At 71.4% G+C, this 22426-nt stretch carries 16 protein-coding genes; 9 read left to right on the top strand and 7 right to left on the bottom strand.

All coding sequences use genetic code 11. The features are described 5' to 3' along the window. Window positions 1–4 precede the first annotated feature (4 nt). The 4 genes from ABZU69_RS31595 to ABZU69_RS31610 all read left to right on the top strand — a co-directional run bounded on the left by ABZU69_RS31595 (window position 5) and on the right by ABZU69_RS31610 (window position 6049). Window positions 5–2065 (top strand): acyltransferase family protein, encoded by a 2061-nt coding sequence (locus ABZU69_RS31595; RefSeq protein ID WP_354967961.1) that lies wholly within the window; start codon window positions 5–7, stop codon window positions 2063–2065. A 327-nt stretch (window positions 2066–2392) separates the two neighbouring features. Further along, entirely contained in the window at window positions 2393–3721 is a 1329-nt protein-coding gene (locus ABZU69_RS31600) for a hypothetical protein (protein WP_354967962.1), read from the top strand. After that, entirely contained in the window at window positions 3718–4674 is a 957-nt protein-coding gene (locus ABZU69_RS31605) for a glycosyltransferase (protein ID WP_354967963.1), read from the top strand. Before ABZU69_RS31600 ends, ABZU69_RS31605 begins: the two co-directional genes overlap by 4 nt. Window positions 4675–4684: 10 nt before the next feature. Continuing rightward, window positions 4685–6049 carry a polysaccharide biosynthesis C-terminal domain-containing protein gene (locus tag ABZU69_RS31610; RefSeq protein WP_354967964.1) on the top strand — a complete coding sequence of 455 codons (1365 nt, stop codon included), beginning with the start codon at window positions 4685–4687 and terminating at the stop codon, window positions 6047–6049. A gap of 58 nt (window positions 6050–6107) precedes the next feature. Here the strand turns inward: ABZU69_RS31610 and hutH are convergent, their stop codons facing one another. From hutH to ABZU69_RS31640, 6 genes are read right to left on the bottom strand one after another with little or no spacing between them, the layout of a single operon-like run. Next, window positions 6108–7646 (bottom strand): histidine ammonia-lyase, encoded by a 1539-nt coding sequence (gene hutH / locus ABZU69_RS31615; RefSeq protein WP_354967965.1) that lies wholly within the window; start codon window positions 7644–7646, stop codon window positions 6108–6110. Then, complete coding sequence (gene hutI / locus ABZU69_RS31620) at window positions 7643–8827, bottom strand: imidazolonepropionase (RefSeq protein WP_354967966.1); 1185 nt, start codon at window positions 8825–8827, stop codon at window positions 7643–7645. The genes hutH and hutI overlap by 4 nt, the downstream gene beginning before the upstream one ends. Then, window positions 8824–10179 (bottom strand): formimidoylglutamate deiminase, encoded by a 1356-nt coding sequence (locus ABZU69_RS31625; protein WP_354967994.1) that lies wholly within the window; start codon window positions 10177–10179, stop codon window positions 8824–8826. The genes hutI and ABZU69_RS31625 overlap by 4 nt, the downstream gene beginning before the upstream one ends. Beyond that, window positions 10176–11396 carry an allantoate amidohydrolase gene (locus tag ABZU69_RS31630; protein WP_354967967.1) on the bottom strand — a complete coding sequence of 407 codons (1221 nt, stop codon included), beginning with the start codon at window positions 11394–11396 and terminating at the stop codon, window positions 10176–10178. Before ABZU69_RS31630 ends, ABZU69_RS31625 begins: the two co-directional genes overlap by 4 nt. 11 nt (window positions 11397–11407) lie before the next feature. Next, entirely contained in the window at window positions 11408–13057 is a 1650-nt protein-coding gene (gene hutU / locus ABZU69_RS31635) for a urocanate hydratase (RefSeq protein WP_354967968.1), read from the bottom strand. A gap of 19 nt (window positions 13058–13076) precedes the next feature. Beyond that, entirely contained in the window at window positions 13077–13928 is an 852-nt protein-coding gene (locus ABZU69_RS31640) for a MurR/RpiR family transcriptional regulator (RefSeq protein WP_354967969.1), read from the bottom strand. Window positions 13929–14072: 144 nt separating this feature from the next. Between ABZU69_RS31640 and ABZU69_RS31645 the strand changes: the two genes are divergently transcribed. From ABZU69_RS31645 to ABZU69_RS31655, 3 genes are all read left to right on the top strand, one after another. Then, the gene (locus ABZU69_RS31645; RefSeq protein WP_354967970.1) at window positions 14073–16046 is read left to right on the top strand and encodes a hypothetical protein; all 1974 of its coding nucleotides are present in this window, start codon (window positions 14073–14075) and stop codon (window positions 16044–16046) included. A gap of 667 nt (window positions 16047–16713) precedes the next feature. Next, complete coding sequence (locus ABZU69_RS31650) at window positions 16714–17499, top strand: glycosyltransferase (RefSeq protein WP_354967971.1); 786 nt, start codon at window positions 16714–16716, stop codon at window positions 17497–17499. Between the two features lie 351 nt (window positions 17500–17850). Beyond that, a complete protein-coding gene (locus ABZU69_RS31655; protein WP_354967995.1) occupies window positions 17851–19308 on the top strand; it encodes a sugar transferase in 1458 nt (485 codons plus the stop codon). Between the two features lie 109 nt (window positions 19309–19417). Here the strand turns inward: ABZU69_RS31655 and ABZU69_RS31660 are convergent, their stop codons facing one another. After that, on the bottom strand, window positions 19418–20503 hold the full coding sequence (locus ABZU69_RS31660; protein ID WP_354967972.1) for an LCP family protein: 1086 nt from the start codon (window positions 20501–20503) through the stop codon (window positions 19418–19420). Window positions 20504–20641: 138 nt separating this feature from the next. Here ABZU69_RS31660 and ABZU69_RS31665 point away from each other — a divergent pair, with 138 nt between their 5' ends. Beyond that, complete coding sequence (locus tag ABZU69_RS31665; RefSeq protein ID WP_354967973.1) at window positions 20642–21475, top strand: class I SAM-dependent methyltransferase; 834 nt, start codon at window positions 20642–20644, stop codon at window positions 21473–21475. 4 nt (window positions 21476–21479) lie between these two features. After that, window positions 21480–22298, top strand: a complete 819-nt coding sequence (locus tag ABZU69_RS31670) for an MOSC N-terminal beta barrel domain-containing protein (protein ID WP_354967974.1) — start codon at window positions 21480–21482, stop codon at window positions 22296–22298. Window positions 22299–22426: the final 128 nt, after the last annotated feature.

The raw sequence follows: 22426 nt of genomic DNA on the forward strand, positions 1-22426 counted from the left end.
CACAGTGAGCGACTCGAAGCCGACGTCTCGTGGGCTGCTGCGGCCGGAGATCCAAGCACTGCGGGCCCTTGCCGTGCTCCTGGTGCTGCTGTTTCATTTCTGGCCGCACCGGATCCCGGGCGGATACGTCGGCGTCGACGTCTTCTTCGCGATCAGCGGCTTCCTCATCACGGCGCACCTCGTGCGCGAGGTGCGGCAATCCGGCTCGGTTCGCCTCCGGGCCTTCTGGGCCCGCCGGATCCGGCGCCTGTTGCCGGCTTCCCTGCTCGTCCTCGTCGCCACCGCGGCGGCCGTCTTCATCTGGGTGCCACAGCTCTACTGGCCGCAGATACTCCGAGAGATCGCGGCGGCGACCATCTACGTCGAGAACTGGCAACTGGCGCACGACGCCGTGGACTACCTCGCCGCGGAAAATGTCCGGTCGCCGGTGCAGCACTACTGGTCACTCTCGGTGGAGGAACAGTTCTACCTGGTCTGGCCCCTGTTGATCGTGCTCGCGGTGGTGATCGCCGGCCGGCTCCGGCGGACGGACCCGATGGGCGCGATCCGGGTCACGCTCGCCCTGATCGTCGCAACCTCCTTCGCCTACTCCGTCTACGAGACGTCCGCGAACAGTGCCGCCGCCTACTTCGTCACGCCCACTCGGGCGTGGGAGTTCGGGGCCGGCGCGATGCTCGCGACCCTGCCGGGGCTCGGCCGGTCGGCCGGGGAGCGTACCCGGGCGGCGGTCTCCTGGCTGGGCCTGCTCCTGATCGGCGTCGCCGCTTTCGTACTCCATTCCGGGACCCCCTTCCCGGGTTACGCCGCAGCGCTGCCGGTCGTCGGCACGCTCGCCGCCATCTGGGCCGGTGCACCCGGTCCGCGCTGGTCTCCTCTCGGGCCGATGGCCTGGGCGCCGGTGCAGAAGTTCGGCGACTGGTCGTACTCCGTCTACCTCTGGCACTGGCCGCCCATCGTGATTTTCCAGCTGGCGACCGGCGACCGGATGATCTGGCCGGTGAAGCTCGTCGTCATCGCGGGTGTGGTGGTGTTGGCCGCGCTGACCAAGCGCCTCGTCGAGGACCCGGTGCGGTTCGGCGTGTTCACCCGCGGGCGCCGGTTGTGGCCGCAGTACGCGGCCGCGGCGATGTCGATGGCACTGGTCCTGTCCGTCGTCGTCGCCGGAAACCGCCTGCTCGAACAGGGCAGCCAGGCGAACACCTCGCGTCTCGAGCAGTTGTTGGCGGCGGGCACGCCGTGCCTCGGGGCGGGTGCCAGAGTCGAGCCGCAACGCTGCGAGGACGGCGCCCTCGGCCGGGAGCTGTTCCCCGAGATGTCGATGCTCACCAAGGACACGGGCTCCGCGTACCGGTGCTACGACCAGGAGCCGGGCGCCACGCTCACGTCGTGTCGCATCGGATCGCAGCGGCCCGACGCGACCCGGGTCGCACTCGTCGGGGACTCGCACGCGGCGATGCTGATTCCGGCGATCGAGGGTCAGCTCGACGCTCGGAACTGGGCGGTCGAGACCTACGTCGCCCGCGGGTGCATCTGGGCGACGGTCGACGCCGCGGACCAGTCCGATCCGTGCTACGCGCGACGGCAGGCGATGGCTCAGAGGCTTGGCGACGGCCCGAAGTACGACCTCGTCATCGTCAGTGGGAGGCGGAACGCGAGCGCCGACCCCCGGGCGGCGGGCGGCCAGATCCGCAAATACGTCGAGGCGTGGCGCCCGGTGCTGGAGCGGGGAACCAGGATCGTCGTGGTGGTGGACAATCCGGGGCTCGGCTCGGCCGACCTGAGCTGTCTCGTCGACGACGCGGCGAACGGAGGGGATCCGAGGCGATGCGCCGTCGACCGGCAGGCGGCGCTCGGCACCCGGGACGCCCTCGAGGAGGCCGCGAAGCGGACCGACGGAAAGGTGCGGACGGTCGATCTCACCGACCTGTTCTGCACCGCGACCCAGTGTCCGCTGGTGATCGGCAACGTCATCGTCTACCGCGACACGCACCACATGACGGCGACCTACGCGCGAACCCTGGGGTCCCACCTCGTCGAGCGTGTCGCGGCACGACTCGCAATGTAACGCCGAGCCCGCGACCCACAGGCATGGAAGTTCACCGCGAGTTGCAGCCGAACAGTCCATTGCGGTCACCTCGACTTCTCGCTCCGGCGGCGTGGTCGCGGAAAGTGGGCGAAAAAGGGGAAATCGCACTCGGTGCCGTGGCGGTCGCCGGTCGGTTCGCCGTCGACCCGGGCAACCTCTATCGGTTATGACGCTCGCGTATAGTGCCCCGAGGGATGGCGCTGAGAGGATCACGAAATGGACATAATGCCTCGAAAGGCGGCGGCTGCCCCGACTGAGGGCAGTGGCCGGCGCCTCGGGCGTTATCCGTTGGCCACAGCCCAGATCATGGCCGCACTCGCCATGGTAATGATCGGCGTGAAATCATTCTTCGACATCTTCGGCGAAAAGGTCGCGGCCGACACCGTTGACGCCGGCATGGTGGCGACGGTGATTGGCGCCCTCTTCATGGCGGGGTCCTTTGTCGCCATCGTCGTGGCGATGAAGCGTTTCCCGACGGATCTGGCGCCCTCCATCGTCGCGCTGCTGGTTCTCGGCCTGTTCTCCATCATCGGCCTGCTGGCGATATCCGCGCGGGAGGACTTCCTCCAGATCTTCACCACGGCCGACGTGGTCGCGCTCTTCGGTCCGGACGTCGCGCCGAAGAGCGGGGTCATCACGCAGGGCGCCCAGCTCGCGGTCGGGTTCGCGCCGATCATGCTGTTGGCGGTCATGTTCCGCAAGCCGGACTGGTTCTCCGTCGAACGGCTGCGGTGGGTGCTGCTGCTCGTGGTCCTCGGCGCCGTCGCGCATTCCGTGATCGCCTGGCTGCAGGTCGTCGGCGTCGTCCCGTACACCTACTTCTTCAACCTGATGAGCGGCAAGGTCGGGCGGGCGTCGGGGGGTTACTTCCATCCGGCGTCCCTCGGCCGGCTCCTGATCTTCGCGGTGTTCATCCTCTACGCCGCCGGTGACCGGCTACGGGTCAGTCCGGTGGCCCGCTACGCCGCCGTCGCGCTCCTGGCCGCCACCGCGGTCGTCAGCACACACCGGATCACCATCCTCTGTGTGGCGTTGGTGATCGTCGCGTTCGAGCTGCGCCGGCTCCCGGAGCTCCTCCGGCAGATTTCCAACCTGCCGTTCCGCACCGCCGTCTGGGGAGCGGTCGTCCTCGTCGTCCTCGTGGTCCTGGCGGCGATCCGTTGGGGAGCCTATCTGTTGGATCGCGCGCTCTTTCTCGTCACGCAGATCGGCTCACTCAATCCGACCAACGACGAGTTCCTGCACGGTCGAGGGCAGATCTGGTTCCGCGTAGCGGAAGTGTGGCAGGACGCGCCGTGGGACGTCTGGCTCATCGGGCTGGGCTACGAACCCTGGAACACCCACGCCGATCCGTTGCGCGTCTTCGTGGTGTGGGGATTGCTCGGGCTCATTCTCATGACGATTATCTTCGTCAACCTGTGGCGGGTGACGAAGCGGGCCATCGCGGTCGAGGCGAGGTGGATGCTGACCATCCTCTACGTCCTGACGGTCATCTCCGCTCTCACGCAGAAGCCGACCTCCTACTCGTACTTCATGTGGTTGTTCTTCCTCTCCCTCATTCTTCTTGTCAGATTCTTCCCCCTTTCGAGCACGCCGGCCGGCGCGCCAACCGATGCTGGTGGTGATCACAAATGAGCTCCCCCCTGTTCATTTCGTGGAAGCGTTATCAGCGTCGATCCGACGTGCTGGCGGAGGCGCTGGGCGCCGAGGTGGCGTGGCGCCCGTCCAAGGCGACGCCGAAGATCCTTCGCCCCTTCGACTACGTCGCCCACACGTGGAACGATCTCCAACTGCTCCGCTCGCGTCGGCCATCGTTCGTGGTCGCGCAGGCGCAGCCCCACCTGTCCGCGCTGGCCCCCTACCTCAGCCGGGTTCCGTACATCGTCGACGCGCACAACGGGCAGTTCCAGTCGCGGTGGCGCCGGGTTCCCAGCACCGCGTCGATCCTGCGGGGGGCGCAACTGGTTCTGACCCACACCGAAGAGGCCGACGCTATCGCCCGTGCGGAGTTCCCGGGCCTGCGTACGCTCGTCGTGCACGATCCGCTTCGGGAGATCCCGCCGGCGGCACCACGTGGCTGGGTGTTCGTCGTGGCCACCGTCGCTCCGGACGAGCCGATGGACGTCCTCATCGACGCGATCGAGGCGATGCCGGACGTCACCTTCGCGACCACCGCGCCACTGCACCGGTTGCCGCCGCCGCTTCGTGAGCGCGCGGAGCGCCTACCCAACTTCACCACCCTGGGCTTCCTCGACCTCCCCGACTACGAGGCGGCCGTCGCCGCCTCGCGCGCGGTTGTCGTGCTGACCGACCGGGACGCCACGCAGCCCAGTGGCGCGTGCGAGGCGCTGAGCGCGGGTCGGCCGTTGGTCCTGTCTCGCACCCGGACCACCGAGGCTCTGTTCGGGAGCTTCGCCACGCTCGTCGCCAACCAGAGCGATGCCCTGGTCGCCGGCGTCCGCGAGGCCATCGACGAGGACCCGGCCGCGGCCGGGCGGATCACGGCGGCTCGCGAGGCGTGGATGGGTCGCACGGAGGCCGAGTTGGAGATGTTGCGATCGCACGTGCCGGCCGGAGCGGCCGCGTGATGGTCGGACGATGACCGGAGTCGAGGTGCGGACCGGCCCGCCGGCAGGCAGCCGGTCCGGCAGCGGCATGGCGCGCCGCCTCCGCCAGTTGGGCCTGCTCGGGATCAGCCAGGCCGGCGTCACCGTGCTCGCGTTCCTCACCCAGGTGTTGCTCGCCCGTAGCCTGCCCAAGGCGGACTTCGGCGCCTTCATGTCGGTGATGTCCCTGGTCACGCTGGCCGGGCCGCTGGCCATCTTCGGGGTCGCCGAGTTCTGGCTGCAACGGTTCGGACGCGAGGGGTCTCGGGCGTTCCGTTGGGTACGGCCGTCCATCGCGCTGGTCGCGGTCACGTCCGGCCTGCTGGTCGTCGCGCTCGTCGGGTGGGGGCTGCTCGACCGGCATGATCCCGACACCGGTGACCTTCGGATCGGGCTCGCCCCGATCATCCTGTCGCTTGTCGCGATGGCGCTGTCCGGGTCGGCCCTCCAGTTGCAGGGCGCCTACGGGCGACTCGCGGCGCTGCAACTGGCGCCGCAGGTCGGTCGACTCCTCGTGGCCGTTCTGACCCTGTCCTTCGGGCTGTCGGCGCTCATGGTGGCACTGGGCTACGCGCTCGTGGCTGCCGTCACGGTGGCCATGAGTGTCCTGATGATCACGCCGTTCTGGTACGGGCGGGCGACGCTGGAGGGCCACCTTCCGGTGCGCCGTCGCCCGGCGCGTCCACCCCGGGCTCGCCACCTCGTCGCCGCCACGTGGCTGTTCCTGCTGGGCAGCCTGTTCTACCAGCTCGGCATGCAACTGGGCATCGTCGTCTCCGCCGAGTTTCTGAGCTCGGAGTCCGCCGCGGTGCTCGCCGTGCCCATGACGCTGTTGACCGCGATCTACCTGCTGCCGCGCATCGTCTACCAGCAGTACTTCCTGGCGAAGCTGCACCGGTGGTCCCGCTCCAACCGCAACGCGGTCCTCATCGCGTACCGCGCCGGCACGGTCGGGATGATCGGTCTCGGTCTGCTCCTCGGCGCCGCCGTCGCGCTGGTCGGCCGGTACGCCATTCCCCTGATCTTCGGCGCGGAGTACCGGACCTCCGTCCCGGTGATGGCCATCCTCGCGCTGGCGATCCCCCTGCGCTTCGGCGCTGCCAGTGTCGAGTCGCTGCTGATGAGCGGCGGCCTGGTGCGGCAGAAGGTGCTGTATCAGGGGCTGGGCTCGCTCGCCTACCTGGCCGCGCTGGCCACCGCGATCCCGCTGTTCGGTGTGGCCGGCGCCGCATGGGCGACGGTGCTGTCCGAGGCGATCGTTCTCGTCCTGTTCTGGTCCCGAGCGAAGCGCGACGTCGTGGCGGGCGCCGAACTACCCTCCTGGGCGGAGATCCGACGGACGGTCATCAGGAGCTGAGCCCGCTTCGACGGGTGACCTGGCAGGCCCCGACGCCGGTCATCGGGGCCGCCGATGGTCAGGCCAGCGGACCGACCTCGCGTTCGATGGCGGTACGCAGGTCGCGGTCGGACACCGTACGGCGGGCCGCCTCCATCGCCGGAGCGAGAAAGATGTCCGGGCCCGGCTCGCCGGCGAACGCCTGGACCGCCTCCACCGCGGCCCGGCCGGCCGGCGACGGCACCAGCGGGGCGCGCAGCTGAAGGCCGCGTACCGCCGCCAGCAGCTCGACCGCGAGCACGCTGGACAGGTTGTCCAGCACGGTGCGCAGCTTCTTGGCCGCCGCCCAGCCCATCGAGACGTGGTCCTCCTGCATCCCACTGGTGGGCAGGGAATCCACCGAGGCCGGCGCGGCCAGTCGGCGGTTCTCCGCGACGATCCCGGCCGCCGTGTACTGGGCGATCATCAGACCGGAGTTGACCCCGGCGTCGGGGGAGAGGAACGCCGGCAGCTCCCGGGACCGGGTGACGTCCAGCAGCCGGTCCACCCGCCGCTCGGCGATCGCGCCCACCTCGGCGGCGGCGATGGCCAGGAAGTCGGCGGCGAAGCCGAGCGGAGCCCCGTGGAAGTTACCGGTCGACTCGACCCGGCCGTCCGGCAGCACCACCGGGTTGTCCACCACGGAGATCAGCTCGCGGGCCGCCACCGTCCGCGCGAACTCCAGCGTGTCCCGGGCCGCCCCGGCCACCTGCGGCGCGCAGCGCATCGAGTACGCGTCCTGCACGGCGTGCGCCAGGTCGTCCCGGTGCGAGTCCATCACCCGGGAGTCCTGGAGCAGCCGGTGGATGTTCGCCGCCGAGGCCGCCTGCCCGGGGTGCGGACGGATGGCGTGCAGCTCGGGCAGGAAGGGCCGCTCGGAGCCGAGCATCGCCTCGATGCCCAGCGCGGCGGTGACGTCGGCCATGGTGAACAGGTGCGCGGCGTCGTGGATGGCCATCAACAGCATGCCGAGCATCCCGTCGGTGCCGTTGATCAGTGCCAGCCCCTCCTTGGCGGCCAGCTCGATCGGCTTGAGCCCGGCGGCGGTCAGCACGTCGGCCGCGTCCTGCCGCTCGCCGGTCGGCCCGAGCACCCAGCCCTCGCCGAGCAGCACGAGCGCGCAGTGCGCCAGCGGCGCCAGGTCGCCGGAGGCCCCCAGCGAGCCGTGCTCCGGCACCCAGGGGGTGATGTCGTGGTTGAGAAGGTCGAGCAGCGCCTCGGCGACCAGCGGGCGGACCCCGGAGTGGCCGAGCGCGAGCGAGCGGACCCGCAGCAGCATCATCGCCCGGACCACCTCGCGCGGCATCGGCGCGCCCACCCCGGCGGCGTGCGAGCGGATCAGCGCGTGCTGGAGCTCGGCCCGGCGCTCCGGGGCGACGAACGTGTTGGCGAGCGCCCCGAATCCCGTCGAGACCCCGTAGACGGGGCGGCCGGACGACTCGATGCCGTCCACGATGGCCCGGCTGGTCGCCATGGCGTCGATGGTGGCCGGGTCGAGGACGACCTTGGCGGTGCCGCGGGCCACCGCGAGCACGTCGGCGGGGGAGACCCCGGTGGGCTGAATGGTCACGGTCGTCATTGCGGCACTCCGTTGAGCAGGACCTGGCGGATCAGTGGAACACCGGGCCGGTAGGCCAGGTGCAGGTACGACGGCGCGTCCAGGACGACCAGGTCGGCCCGGGCGCCGGGGGTGAGCACGCCGATGTCGTCGCGGCGCAGCGCCCGCGCGCCGCCCAGCGTCGCGGCCCGGACCGCCTCCGCCGGGGTCATCCGCATCTCGCGGACCGCCAGCGCCACACAGAACGGCATCGACGAGGTGTACGACGAGCCGGGGTTGCAGTCGGTGGCGAGCGCGACGGTGATGCCGGCGTCGAGCAGGCGGCGGGCGTCCGGGTACGGCGAGCGGGTGGAGAACTCGGCGCCGGGCAGCAGGGTCGCCACCGTGCGGGTCCCCGACCCGTCGGTGTGGGCGGTGCCGGCCAGCGCGGCCACGTCGGCATCGCTGAGGTGGGTGCAGTGGTCGACGCTCGCCGCGTCCAGCTCCACGCCGAGCAGCACCCCGGGGCCGGGGCCGAGCTGGTTGGCGTGCAACCGCACGCCCAGCCCGGCGGCCTGCCCGCAGGCCAGGATGGCCCGGGCGTGGTCGACGTCGAAGGCGCCCCGCTCGCAGAACACGTCGATCCACTTGGCGTGCGGCGCGGCGGCGGCCAGCATCGGCCCGCAGACCAGGCCGACGTAGTCGTCGGGGCGGTCGGCGTACTCGGCGGGCACCACGTGCGCGCCGAGGAAGGTGGTCTCGGCGCTGGCCTCGGCGGCGATCCGCAGCGAGCGGGCCTCGTCGGCGACGGTCAGCCCGTACCCGCTCTTGATTTCCATGGTGGTGGTGCCCTGCCGCAGCGCCTCCCCGCGCAGCCGGCGCACGGTGGCGCGCAGCTCGTCGTCGGAAGCCGCCCGGGTCGCGCCGACCGTGGTCCGGATGCCGCCCCCGGTGTACGGCTGGCCGGCCATCCGGGCGGCGAACTCGGCGGCGCGGTCCCCGGCGAAGACCAGGTGTGCGTGGCTGTCCACGAATCCGGGCAGCACGGCGGCCCCGTCGGCGTCGACCCGCCGGTCGGCGGCCGGCGCGTACGCCGCCGGCCCGACCCAGGCCACCCGACCCTCCTCGACGAGCACGGCCGCGTTGCGGCGGATGCCCAGCGGGCCCTCGCCAGCGCCGTTGGTGACCAGCTCCCCGATGTTGTCCACCAGCAGGCTGCTCATGTGGGAGTCACCGCCTCGATCGAGGCCGACAGTTCAGCCGGCACGTCCACAGTCAGGTGCCGGCCCTCGGCCACCACCACCCGCCCGTCCACGACGACCTGTACGACGTCCGTGGCCCCGGCGGCGAAGAACGCGCCCACCGGCGGCACCCCGGCGGTGCGGGCGCTGTCCAGCCGTACCGTGACCAGGTCGGCCCGGGCGCCGACGGCGATCCGCCCGGCGTCGGCCCAGCCCAGTGCGGCGTGCCCGGCGGAGGTGGCGGCGATCAGCAGCTCGGCCGGGGTGAAGTGGCCGCGGCGTCGGGTGCGCAGCCGCTCGTCCAACTCCACCGCCCGGGCCTCCTCGAAGAGGTCGATCACCGCCTGGCTGTCGCTGCCCAGGCTCAACCGGATCCCCGCCTCGGCCATCCGCCGGGCCGGGCCGATCCCGTCGGCGAGGTCCCGTTCGGTGGTCGGGCACAGGCACACCCCGGTCCTGCTCTCCCCGAGCAGCGCCAGGTCACCGCTGGTCGGGTGGGTGGCGTGCACGGCCGTGGTGTCCGGCCCGAGCACGCCGTGCTCGGCGAGCAGCGCGGTCGGCGTACGCCCGTGCACGGCCCGGCACTCGTCGTTCTCGGCGGGCTGCTCGGAGAGGTGCACGTGCAGCGGCGCCCGCCGGTCCCGCGCCCAGTCGGCCACCGTGCCGAGCTGGTCGGCGGGGACCGCCCGTACCGAGTGCACGGCCGCGCCGACCCGGGAGTGCCCGTCCGTCGGCTGGAACGCCGTCACCCGCTCGGCCCACCGGGCCGCGTCGCCGTCGCCGAAGCGTCGCTGCGGCCCGGCCAGGGCCCGGCCGTCCACGCCGGCGGTCAGGTAGCAGGTGTCCAGCAGGGTGAGCCGGATCCCGGCGTGCGCGGCGGCCTCGACCAGCGCCTCGCCCATCGCGTTCGGGTCGTCGTAGGCGCCGCCGTCGGGCCGGTGGTGCAGGTAGTGGAACTCACCGACGCAGGTGATCCCCGCGAGGGCCATCTCGGCGTAGACCGCCCGGGCCAGGGCGAGGTAGGTGTCCGGGTCCAGGCGGTCCGCAACGGCGTACATCCGGTCCCGCCAGCTCCAGAAGTCGCCCCGGCCACCGTGGGTACGCCCGCGCAGCGCCCGGTGGAACGCGTGCGAGTGCACGTTGGCCAGTCCGGGCAGGGTCAACCCGGGCAGCGGCTTGGCGTCGGCGAACACCTCGACCCCGGCGGGCGGTCGGCTGCCCGCGGTCAGCGGCGTCACGGCGGTGATCCGCTCACCGTCGGTCTCGATCAGCACGTCCGGAGTGGGCTCGGCGTACTCGGGCAGCCAGGCGTACTCGGCGAGCCAGCGGGTCACCGGCATGTCAGCTCCTCCAGGACCCGGGCCAGCGCCCGTACGCCGGCGGCGCAGTCGACGTCGGTGGCCGCCTCGGCGGGGGAGTGCGACACCCCGGTCGGGTTGCGCACGAAGAGCATCGCGGTGGGCAGGTGCGCGGCCAGCACCCCGGCGTCGTGCCCGGCGCCGGTGGGCAGCACCGGTGCCGTGAGCAGCGTGGCCAGCCGGCCGGCCAGCCCGCCATCGAAGGCGACCAGCGGGGTCGTCGACTCCTCGGTCACCGTCACCGCCGTACCGTCGCGGCGGGCCCGCTCGGCGAGCTTGCCCCGTACCGCGTCGACCAGCCCGGTCAGCGTCTCCGGGTCGGCGGCCCGGGCGTCCAGCCAGCCGGTCACCTTCGACGGGATGGCGTTGGTGGCGTTCGGTTCGACGGCGACCCGGCCCACGGTGGCGTGCGCGCCGCGCAGCCGGGCCTCCTTGTTGGCCGCCAGCACGGTGAACGCGTAGGTGAGCATCGGGTCGCGGCGGTCGGCCATCCGGGTCGTACCGGCGTGGTTGCCCTCGCCGACCACGTCGAAGCGCCACCGGCCGTGCGGCCAGATCGCGCTGGCCACACCGACCGGAGCGTCCGTCTCGTCCAGCGCGCGGCCCTGCTCGACGTGCAGCTCCACGAAGGCGCCGAACCGGCCCAGCAGGTCCGGGCGGGCGCCCGCCGGCTGGTCGCCGAGCGCCTCGGCGAAGCTCACCCCGGCCGCGTCGCGCAGCCCGGCCGCGCGTTCCGCCGGCAGCGCCCCGGTGAGCAGCCGCGACCCCAGGCACGGTACGCCGAAGCGCGCACCCTCCTCCTCGACGAACGCGGCCAGCACCAGCGGGCGGCCCGGGGTGACGCCGGCGGCCCGCAGCTCGTCCACGGCGAGGAACGCGCTGACGATGCCGAGCGGCCCGTCGTACGCCCCGCCGTGCGGCACCGAGTCGAAGTGGCTGCCGGTCAGCACCGCGTCCCCGGCCTCCGGGTCACCCCAGTGGGCGAACAGGTTGCCGTTGCCGTCCTCGGTGACCGGCAGGCCGCGCCGGTCGGCCTGGGACCGGAACCAGCTGCGCAGCTCCAGCTCGGGCTTGGTCAACGCGTAGCGCAGGTAGCCGCCGCTGCCGGCGTCCCGCCCGACCGGCGCGATCTCGTCCCACAGCTCCCGAAACCTGTTGGCAAGGGGCCCTTCTACAACAGAATCCGATAACAAGGGGCCCTTCCTCACTGCTCGGTCATCGGGGTGCGGACGCCGGTACGCGTGGCGACCTCGCGAGCGATGTCGTAGCCGGCGTCGACGTGGCGAATGACGCCCATCGCCGGGTCGTTGGTGAGCACCCGCTCGATCTTCTGCCCGGCCAGCGCGGTGCCGTCGGCCACGCAGACCTGCCCGGCGTGGATCGACCGGCCGATGCCCACCCCGCCGCCGTGGTGGATGGACACCCAGGAGGCGCCGCTGGCCGTGTTGACCAGCGCGTTGAGCAGCGGCCAGTCGGCGATCGCGTCGGAGCCGTCGGCCATCGCCTCGGTCTCCCGGTACGGGCTGGCCACGCTGCCGGCGTCCAGGTGGTCCCGGCCGATGACGAGCGGGGCGGAGAGTTCGCCGGAGGCGACCATCTCGTTGAACCGCACGCCAGCCTTGTCCCGTTCGCCGTACCCGAGCCAGCAGATCCGCGCGGGCAGGCCCTGGAAGGCGACCCGCTCGCCCGCCAGCCGGATCCACCGGGCCAGCGACTCGTTCTCCGGGAACAACTCCAGGATGGCCCGGTCGGTGGCGGCGATGTCGGCCGGGTCGCCGGAGAGCGCCGCCCACCGGAACGGGCCCTTGCCCTCGGAGAACAGCGGCCGGATGTACGCCGGCACGAAGCCGGGAAAGTCGAACGCGCGCTGGTAGCCGGCGAGCTGCGCCTCGCCCCGGATCGAGTTGCCGTAGTCGAAGACCTCCGCGCCAGCGTCGAGGAAGCCGACCATCGCCTCGACGTGCCGCGCCATGGACGCCCGGGCCCGGTCGGTGAACTCGGCCGGCTTCGCCGCCGCGTACTCCCGGGCGTCGGCCAGCTCCACCCCCACCGGCAGGTACGACAGCGGGTCGTGCGCGCTGGTCTGGTCGGTCACGATGTCGATCTCGACGCCGCGGCTGAGCAGCTCCGGGAAGACCTCGGCCGCGTTGCCGACCACGCCGACGGAGAGCGCGCGCCGGTCCCGCTTCGCGGCCAGCACCCGCCGGACCGCGTCGTCCAGCGAGTCGGCCACCTCGTCCAGGTAGCGGTCGTGCACGCGCCGGTCGAGGCGGGTCCGGTCCACGTCCACGATCAGGCAGACGCCGCCGTTCATGGTGACCGCGAGCGGCTGCGCGCCGCCCATCCCGCCGCAGCCGGCGGTCAGCGTCAGCGTGCCCGCGAGGGTGTCCCCGAACCGCTTCGCGGCCACCGCGGCGAACGTCTCGTAGGTGCCCTGGAGGATGCCCTGGGTGCCGATGTAGATCCACGAGCCGGCGGTCATCTGCCCGTACATCGTCAGACCGAGCTGCTCCAGCCGGCGGAACTCCGGCCAGGTCGCCCAGTCGCCGACCAGGTTGGAGTTGGCCAGCAGCACCCGGGGCGCCCACTCGTGGGTGCGCAGCACGCCGACCGGGCGGCCGGACTGCACCAGCATCGTCTCGTCCTCGCGCAGGTCGGTCAGCGTGCGGACCAACGCGTGGTACGACGGCCAGTCCCGCGCCGCCTTGCCGGTGCCGCCGTAGACGACCAGGTCGTCGGGGCGTTCGGCCACCTCGGGGTCGAGGTTGTTCATGAGCATCCGCAGGGCGGCCTCCTGCGGCCAACCGCGGGCGGTGAGCTCGCTGCCCCGTGCGGCACGGACGTGCTGGGTCATCTCGGGTCTCCTCCGGTCATCATCCGAGGAACAACTGACGGCGGGCCGCGGAGGCTTCGAACGCCTCCAGCCGGCGCTGGGTGTCGGCCGGCGCGGCGTCGCAGATCGCCTGCAACAGCACCATGGCCAGGGTCATCGGGGCGGTGTGCAGGTCGAAGACGAGCTGGGCGCCGACCGCGGCGGGCAGCACCACGTCGGCGTGCTCGGTGGCGGGGCTGACCGGCGAGTCGGTGATCGCCACCACGGTCAACCCGGCGGCCCGCGCGTCGCGCAGCGCGTCCAGGGTCTCCCGGGGGTAGCGGGGCAGCACGAAGGCCAGGACCGCCGAGGCGCCAGCCTCGGCGGCCTGCTCCAGGCGGTCGGCGAGCAGGCTGCCGCCGTCGTCGAGCACCCGGACGTCCGGGTGCACCTTGGCGGCGAAGTAGGCGAAGTACGCGGCCAGCGGCGCGGCGGCGCGTAGGCCGAGCACCGGCAGCGGGCGACTGGCGGCGAGCAGCCGACCGGTCTCGGCGATCCGGTCCCGGTCGGCGAGCTGACCGGCGAGGCGGTCGAGGTTGCCCATCTCGGCGCGTACGGCCTGCTGGAGTTCGTTGCCGGCGTCCGCCGGTCCGCCGGGCGCGGCGGTGGTGAGGTCGCGCAACCGGCGGCGCAGCGCGGGGTAGCCGTCGTGGCCGAGCGCGACGGCGAACCGGGTGACCGACGGCTGGCTGACCCCGGCCAGCTCTGCCACCTCGGCCGCGGACAGGTACGCCACGGCGGGGGCGTGCTGCACCAGGCAGTGCGCGATCCGACGCTGGGTCGGGGTGAGCCGCACCCCCTGGAACAGGTCGAGCACCCGCTCGGTGGGCGCGGCGACAGCTCCTTCATTCACACCGAGACTCTATGCATGAAAACTTTCAGAGGGCAACCGTTCCTCGCCGCACGTTCCACCCACCGGTTGGTGGACCGACCGGTGGACGACCGGGCGAGCGTCCCCTCTGTAGGATCCGCACGGCGGTCGAGCAGAGGAGTGCGCATGCAGTCGGTTGGCCCGTACCGGTTCACCCACATGCTGGGCACCTGCCCAGTGGGAAAGGCCTGGGCTGCCATCGACGAGCAGGGCCGGTTCGTGACCGTAGCGGTGCTGGACGCCGTGGCCGCGAGCACGCCGGGGTGGCGCGAGGCCTTCGCCGGGACTGCCAACGCCATGTCGCAGAGGCCGGGCGGCCAGGCCTTCGCGTACGCCGACTTCTTCTCCGCCGAGCCGTGGGCGGCCTACCCGGCGGAGGCCGGCCAGGGCGCCGAGAAGCTGTTCCGCGCACTGGGGCAGGAGTACCACCCGGTGCCGACGGACAAGGGCAGCTCGACCGAGGAGGGCGGCTCGACGGAGCCGGTCACCGGGGTGCCGCGGCAGGTCTCCGGGCCGCCGCAGTCGGTGTCCGGCCCTCCGCAGCAGTTCTCCGCGCCGCCGCAGCCGGTGTCCGGCGCCCCGCAGCCCGTCTCCGGTGCCCCGCTGCCGACGTCCGGAGCACCGTTCGCGCCGTGGGCGCTGCACGCCGGCGGGCTGCCGACCGTGCCGCCCGCGCCGATCCCACCGCCCGCCGCCGACGCGCCCCAGTCGCCCGCGCCGGTGTCCGCCGCTCCGGCGGATCCGCCGCCCTACGATCCATTCGGCGCCCCGGTCCGGCGCATCAAGCCGTCGGAGCCGCCGCCGCGCCGTACCGGGCTCTGGGCGGGGCTGGCCGCGCTCGTGCTGGTGGCGGCTGTGGGCAGTGGCGTGGCCATCTGGGCGATCGCCGGCAAGGACCAGCCCGATCCGTACACTCCGCCGACGGCGATCGTCACGGCGTCCCCGGGTGACGCCGCGGCCGAGCCGGGGCTGAAGCCGTGGGCACAGGCCACTCTGTACAGCCCGGAGGAGCGCGCCCTCGCGGTCGCCGCGCCGTCGCTGGTCTTCATCGAGGCGGTCTTCACCGGGTACGTCCGGGACACCAGGACGAACGCCCTGGTGCACCCCCAGCCCGTCTCCTTCATCCGTCGGTGCAGTGGCTTCGTGGTGACTCCTGACGGCCACGCCGTCACCAACGGGTCCTGCGTCAAGCCGACCGAGGAGCACGCCCGCTGGCTCGCCGTCGACGCGCTGGCCAGGTTGCTCGTGCAGGAGAAGAAGCTCTCCGCCCCGCAGATCTCCACCTACATCGCGGCCAACCTCGGCAAGGTGCGGTTCACTGGTGTGGAACCGGGCACCGAGCCGACCAGTGCGGTGTACGGCCAGCTCAACACCGGCACGGGCAACGTGACGAAGGAGCCGGCCATCCCGGCCGAGGTCGTCCGGAGCCTGCCCGAGGACAGCGGCAACACCGCACTGATCAAGCTCGCCCAGGGCGGCCTGCCCGCGGTGGAACTCAACCCGTCCGCCAGCCTCGCGGAGGACGCCTCGGTACGCATCCTCGCCTTCACGACCACCGATGTCGTCTTCCGCAACGCCACCTACCGTCCCCAGTCGAAGCTGGTGACGATCACCGGTACGAGCCAGCGCGGACCCGTCTCGATCTACCTCGTCAACGAGGACCTCGGCACGGTGTCACACGGGGGTATCGCCCTCGATCCCGCGGGCCGGGTCGCCGGGCTGATCTACCAGGATCAGGCGCGACCGGACCGTGCCAACCGGGCGGTGCTGCCGGCGTCGACGATCGCCACGCTGCTGACCGAGGCCGGCATCGGCAACGCACTCGGTGACTCCGACAAGCTCTACCGCAGCGGGCTGGACGCGTACTTCGGCGGCGACTCGTCGGGCGCCGTCACGCAGCTTGAGAAGGCCGCGGCGGCGTCACCCGCCAACGTGCTCGCGCAGGCCTACCGGCAGAACGCCGCCGAGCGCCAGCGATTGGAGAACGCGTCGCGGGCGCAGTCGGATGCCCTCGTCTTCGTGCTGGTCGGGTTCGCGGCCGTGTTGCTCATCGCCCTTGTCGTCCTGGTCGTGATGCTCGTCCGTCGTCGCGGCCGCTGAGTGGCCGGTGACGGGACAAATTCGCCGGATCGGACACATGGGAATAAGTGCTGATGATCCGTCTCAGTGATCGCCCTCATTGGTCATTCACCAGCCCACGAAAATTCATGCCCACCCAAAGATCAGATGTTCGGTTGACTCGATTCCCACCGAACGGCCCCGTGGTTCGCCGGCCTCAGCGGGGCGTTCAGCCCGTGTGGATCTGAGCGGTGGCCAGGTAAATCCCTTGTAGGGACAGCGATTTCGATCGACATCCGGCCGCCTGACAGGTGATGGTGTGGCGGTGCGGCGATGGTTATACTCCGTCTTGTTGCGCGATGGATCTTCATTGTCGTCGATCGAGGGAAGTCCTGCGAACGCGTCGCTGAAATCGCTGCGAATGGTGGCTTTTCATGGGGGTGGCGAAGATGGGCGGGTCGGATCGTTGTGTCTTGTGGACCGGCGGGGTTGGCGTGCTGGGCGGCCTAGGTAGTACGGGCGGGCTGCGAAACGGCCGCCGTCCGTGACTAACCACCCCGCATACTCTCCCCCTTCCGCGCGTGACTCCGCTGGCAGCACCCTCCCCTCCGAGCACGGGCCCCCGCAGCCGATGATCGACGGGCCCACGGTGCCCTCGATGCCGGCCGTCGGCGCCTCGACCCTCCCGCTGACGCGGGCAGCAGACCAGGTGACCCCAGCGATCTCCGTCTGCATCGCTGTCCGGGACCGGCCCGAGCTCCTGGTGAAGTCCATCCAGAGTGTGCTCGCCGGCAGCTTCGACGATTTCGAGCTCATCGTGGTCGACGACGGTTCGGCCGTACCCGTTCGGGACGGGTTGGCCGAGGCGGGCCTGCTTGCCGACCGGCGGATCCGCCTCGTCCAGCAAAAGCCGACGGGGATCAGCGCCGCGCGCAACGCTGCCCTACGCATCGCCCGCGGCCGGTTCGTCACCGTGCTCGACTCGGACGACGAGTTGGCCCCCGACGGTCTGGCCCGGATGCAGGATTTCCTTGCTCAAACGGGTGCGCGCTGGGTCTACACCGACTACGAGGAGATCGTCGGCGGTTCGGCGAAGGTGATCAGGCTCCCCTCGTACCCGGATGCGCGTCGGATGCTCCGGTCCGTGCTGACTCGGCCCCGGCTGCCCTTCAAGCACTCCGGCATGACCATCGACCGTGAGTTGCTGCTACAGCTCGGCGGGTACGACGAGCAGATGTCCATCAAGGTGGATGTCGAGTTGGTCCTGCGTGCCCTCAGTAACGGGGTCCACCTGCAGCGACTCGACGAGCCGATCGTTCGATTCCATCGGCACAGCGGCAGCATCAGCCGGCGGCGCATCGCCGGTCTCGTCGCCTGGCGCAAGATGATCAAGATGTACAGCCGTCCACGTGTTCCGGGGCTGGCCCTCGTTGTCGTGGCGGTGCGTGCGGTGAGTGAGATCGGCAAATGGTTGGTCACGGCCGCCGGGCGGTGATCCGCCCCGGCACGGGACGGCGTCGTCGAACGCATGGAACGGCTCCGTGGTTACCGCCTCGACGCCGAGCGATCGGCACCGCGAGAAGCCGGCTCATGACGCTCTGATCCCGGAGCTGTCGGCGTGGTGCGATTTCGCGAAGGACTGGTCGGACCACAACAGCAGCGCCCGAATCGCCACTAGGCAGGGCACCGCACGGACGCATAAGGTGCACGTCGCGATCTCCCGTCGGGGGCGATGTGGGAAAGGAAGGTCGTGTCCGCGCACACTCAGTTCCTCTCGGCTGTCACGCCACAGCAGACGCCGAGGTTCGACCCCGACCTGGGGGTCATCACGCCACCTTCCAACGGCATGGCCCGGTCGGTGTTCGCGCGTCCGGTCGCGCCACGGGCCAACTGGCGTCGGCGCTACGTGGCCTGGCTGGTCCTGCTCGATGCCCTCGTTGCCCTGGCCGCCAGCCGGACGGTCGTCGCCCTGCTGGACGAGGCCGACGCCGGCTTCTGGGACCAGCGGGTGCTGGGGAACATCAGCTCCTTCACCCTCGTGGCGAACATCGGCGTCCCCCTGGGTTGGCTGATCCTGCTCGTCGCCGCCGGGGCGTATGACCAGCGTGCACTCGGGCTAGGCACCGAGGAACTCAAGCGGGTGGCCCGGGCCAACCTCGCGATGGCCGCCACGGTCTCGTTCCTCGCACTCGGCTTCAAGAAGGACCTGTCCCGGGCGACGGTCGCCGCCATCATCATCTGCCTGCTGCTCTACACCCTGGTGGCTCGCTTCGCCGCCCGGGTGGTGCTGCGCCGGATCCGACGCAGCGGGCGGGCCTCGCAGAAGGTGCTGCTGGTCGGCCGGCTCTCCGACGCGCTCGCGCTGCACGAGGTGGTGACCCGCAACTACGGAGCCGGGCTGCACCCGGTCGCCATCCACCTGCCACACCACCCCCGGCCGGGCGAGCGGGTGAACGCTCCGGTGCCGGTCTACGTCGGCTGGGACCTGGTGCCATTGGTCCAGCAGCTCGGCGCGGACACCATCGCGGTCTGTGGCCCTGCCAGTCTGGAGTCGTACGAGCTTCGCAAGCTCGCCTGGCAGTTGGAGGGCACCGGCCTGAACCTGGTGGTGGTCCCCCAGGTCACCGACGTCACCGGCCCGCGCATCCACGTCCGGCCGATCGAGGGCCTCCCGCTGCTCAACGTGGACGAACCCACCATCTCCGGCCTGTCGCTGCTGGTCAAGACCGTGCTCGACCGGGTCACCGCGCTGGTCGGTCTGGTGCTGCTGAGCCCGGTGCTGCTCGCCATCGCATTGGCCATCAGGTTCACCGACCCGGGGCCGGTGATGTTCCGGCAGACCCGGATCGGCCACGAGGGCCGCGCGTTCAAGGTCTGGAAGTTCCGGACCATGTACACCGACGCGGAGGAGCGGCTGGCCGCCCTGCAGCATCGGAACGAGAGCGACGGCCTGCTGTTCAAGATGAAGGACGACCCGCGGGTCACCCCGATCGGCCGGCACCTGCGGGCGCTCTCCCTGGACGAGCTGCCCCAGCTGATCAACGTGTTGCGCGGGCAGATGTCGCTGGTCGGCCCGCGCCCGCTGCCCACCGAGGACGACGACTACCGCGGTGACGTGCGCCGGCGGTTGCTGGTGCGCCCGGGCATCACCGGCCTCTGGCAGATCTCCGGCCGCTCGGACCTGACCTGGGACGACGCGGTCCGGCTGGACCTGCACTACGTGGACAACTGGTCGCTGGTGTACGACCTCGCCATTTTGTGGAAGACGGCCAGCGTCGTGCTGGCCCGGCGGGGCGCGTACTGATCCCGAATCCGTGGAACGCCGACGGGCGGTGGCCTCCTGGCCACCGCCCGTCGCTGTTCGTGGTGCCGCCTCCGCGGTCCGGGGACGGCGCCCTGCCGGGCGAGAGAACCTATGGCTTCTTCGCGCCGGCGATGATGTCCGGGACAGCGTCCCGGCGCACCGCGTCGTAGAACGACTTGACCCGGTTCGTGTCGGCCAGGACGACGCTCTCCGAACCGATCCGGCCGGTGCCCTTGGTGGGGCTGGTGACGAAGGTCAGGTTGCTGCCGCGGACGCCGCGCATCTGGTTCGCCGTCTCCAGCAGGGACAGCTCCTTGTCCACCGAGACCGAGCTCGAGGTGGCCTTGAGGAACGAGTTCAGCTTGCCGGGGTTGGTGAGGAGGCCACCGGAGGAGGCCTTGTCGATGATCGCCTTGATCACCTGCTGCTGGTGCCGGATCCGGGCGAAGTCACCGTCGGCGAACTGCTTGCGCTGGCGCGAGTAGTCGAGCGCCGCCTCGCCGTCCATCCGCTGCATGCCCTTGCTGAAGGTGCGGAACGGCGCGTGGATCGAGGTGAACTGCTTCTCCGAGTTGACCTCGATGCCGCCCAGCGCGTCGATGATCTCCTTGAACCCGGCGAAGTCGACCACCGCGACGTGGTCCACCCGTACCGCGGTGAACTTCTCCACGGTCTGCACCATCAGCGGAATCCCGCCCCAGGCGTACGCGGCATTGATCTTGGCATCCCGACCGCCGTTGTTGCCGTTCGCGGATCGGGGCACCGACACCCAGGTATCCCGGGGAATCGAGATCAGCTGAGCGCTGGACCGGTCCTTCGGCAGGTGGGCGAGGATGATCGTGTCGGTCCGCGAGCCGGAGGTCTTCTCCGGGTCGCGCGAGTCGCTGCCCAGGATCATGATGTTCATCGCGCCCTCGACCGTCGCCTGCGGGCGACCCTCCTCCGGCACGCCGTCGAACGCGTCCACGCGATCGATGCCCCCCTCGACGGAGCGCAGGTAGAGGCCACCGGCGATGACCGCTCCACCCCCCACCAGCGTCACCACCAGAAGGCTGATCAGGAGAATCCGCCGCCAGCGGCGTCGTTGGGGTGGCTGCGGGCCGACCGGCTCGCCGTCGTCCACCCGCTGTGGCTGGCCCGCAGTCCCGGTCGAGTAGTACGCGCCGGGTTGCGCGGTCTCATTGTGACGTGGCATGGCGCGATGCTACTCACCCGGCCTGCGGCCCGAGTACCCTCGTCCGGTCGGCGCCGCCCGCCGTCGGGTTGAACTGTCGACCGAACTCAATGGCAACTTCCTCTGCCGCACGGCGCGTCGGCCTGATAAGAAGCTCCGGTGGACGCAACGAAGCTCCGACGGGCGATCGCCCGTACCCGGCTCGCGCCCGTCGCAGCCTTCCCGAAACGGCTCGCGCGGGTCGCCCGGCACGACGCCAAGGTGCTGCGCACCTCGGCCCGCTGGCTGGTCACCTCCCGGGAGCACCACAACTACACCTACGAGCTCACCAAGCTCAGCCGCCACCACCTGGCCTGGTTCGTCAGTGTGGCCTGCGACCGCCCGGTCAAGCAGGTCCGCGGCTGGTTCGACGAGATCGAGTCCGACCAGCCGCTGCGGCAGCACATCGAGCGGGCCACCGCGGGCTCCGCCCGGCGAGGGCTGGCCGACAAACAGGTCCGCTACGCCCGCCGAATCGGCTGGTACGCGATGGTCCGAGCCACCCGCCCGGCGCACGTGGTGGAGACCGGTGTGGACAAGGGCCTGGGCAGCTGTGTGCTGGCCGCGGCACTGCTGCGCAACGCGCAGGAGGGCCACCCGGGCCGGGTCACCTCGCTGGACATCAACCCCGAGGCCGGCTACCTGGCCCACGCCGCTCCCTGGTCCGAGGTGGTCGACCTGGTGATCGGCGACTCGATCGCCTCGATCGGTGCTCTGGACCGCCCGGTCAACCTGTTCCTGCACGACAGCGACCACAGCCGGGCACACGAGAAGCGCGAGTTCGACGCGGTGGAGTCGAAGCTCGCCCCCGGCGCGATCCTGCTCACCGACAACGTCACCAGCACCAACGTGCTCGCCGAACACGCCGAGCGCACCGGCCGGCGGTTCCTCGCCTACCGGGAGAGCCCCGCCAACCACTGGTACCCCGGGGACGGCATCGGCGTGGCATGGTAGCCGGGTGCGGCTGACCTCGATCCACACGTACCCCGTCAAGGGTTGCCACCGGCTCGACCACGACGACGCCCTGGTGCATCCGTGGGGCCTGGCGGGCGACCGGCGCTGGATGGTGGTGGACGCCGACGGCGTCGGCGTCACCCAGCGGGAGACCACCCGGCTGGTCGACCTGCGCGCCACGGTTCATCCCGGCGGCCTCTCGCTGCGCGCCGGCGGGCAACCCGACCTCGACGTGCCCGAGCCGGCCGGCGGAGACCCGGTCGCCGTGCGCACCTTCCGCAGCCGGAAGATCCCGGTCCCCGCGCTACCCGGCGGGCCGGTGGCCGACGCCTGGCTCGGCGCGCTGCTCGGCCGGCCGGTCCGACTGGTCTGGCTGGCCCGGCCGACCCGACACCTTGCCGCCGGAGATCGCGAACACGACACCGGTGCCCAGGTCAGCTTCGCGGACGCCTACCCACTGCTGCTCGCGAACGCCGCCTCCCTCGACGCGCTCAACGACTGGCTCGCCGAGGCCGGGGAGGAGCCGGTGCCGATGGCCCGGTTCCGGCCCAACCTGGTGGTCGACGGAGCCCCTGCGTGGGCCGAGGACGACTGGGCCGGCCGGTCGCTGCGCATCGGCGACCTGCGGTTCCGTGCCGCCGGGCCGTGTGACCGCTGCGTGGTGACCACGACCGACCAGGAGACCGGGGTACGCACGAAGGAGCCGCTGCGCACCCTCGGCCGGTACCGCAACGTCCAACAGAAACTCCTCTTCGGGCTGCACCTGGTGCCCGTCGACAGTGGACCGATGATCGTCGGCGCCCCGGTCGTCATCGACGCCTGACCGGATGCCGACCGCCCCGGGTTGGCGGTGGCGAGTCTGACCGCAGGTCTGTTGCGGGAGCGCAGCGATCACCGTCCGTCGACACTGTCTTAGCTTTCGCTTAGCCGGCTTGTCCGGCCGACGACGGT

The sequence above is a fragment of the Micromonospora sp. NPDC005206 genome, from assembly GCF_040608175.1.
Taxonomy (GTDB): Bacteria; Actinomycetota; Actinomycetes; order Mycobacteriales; family Micromonosporaceae; genus Micromonospora.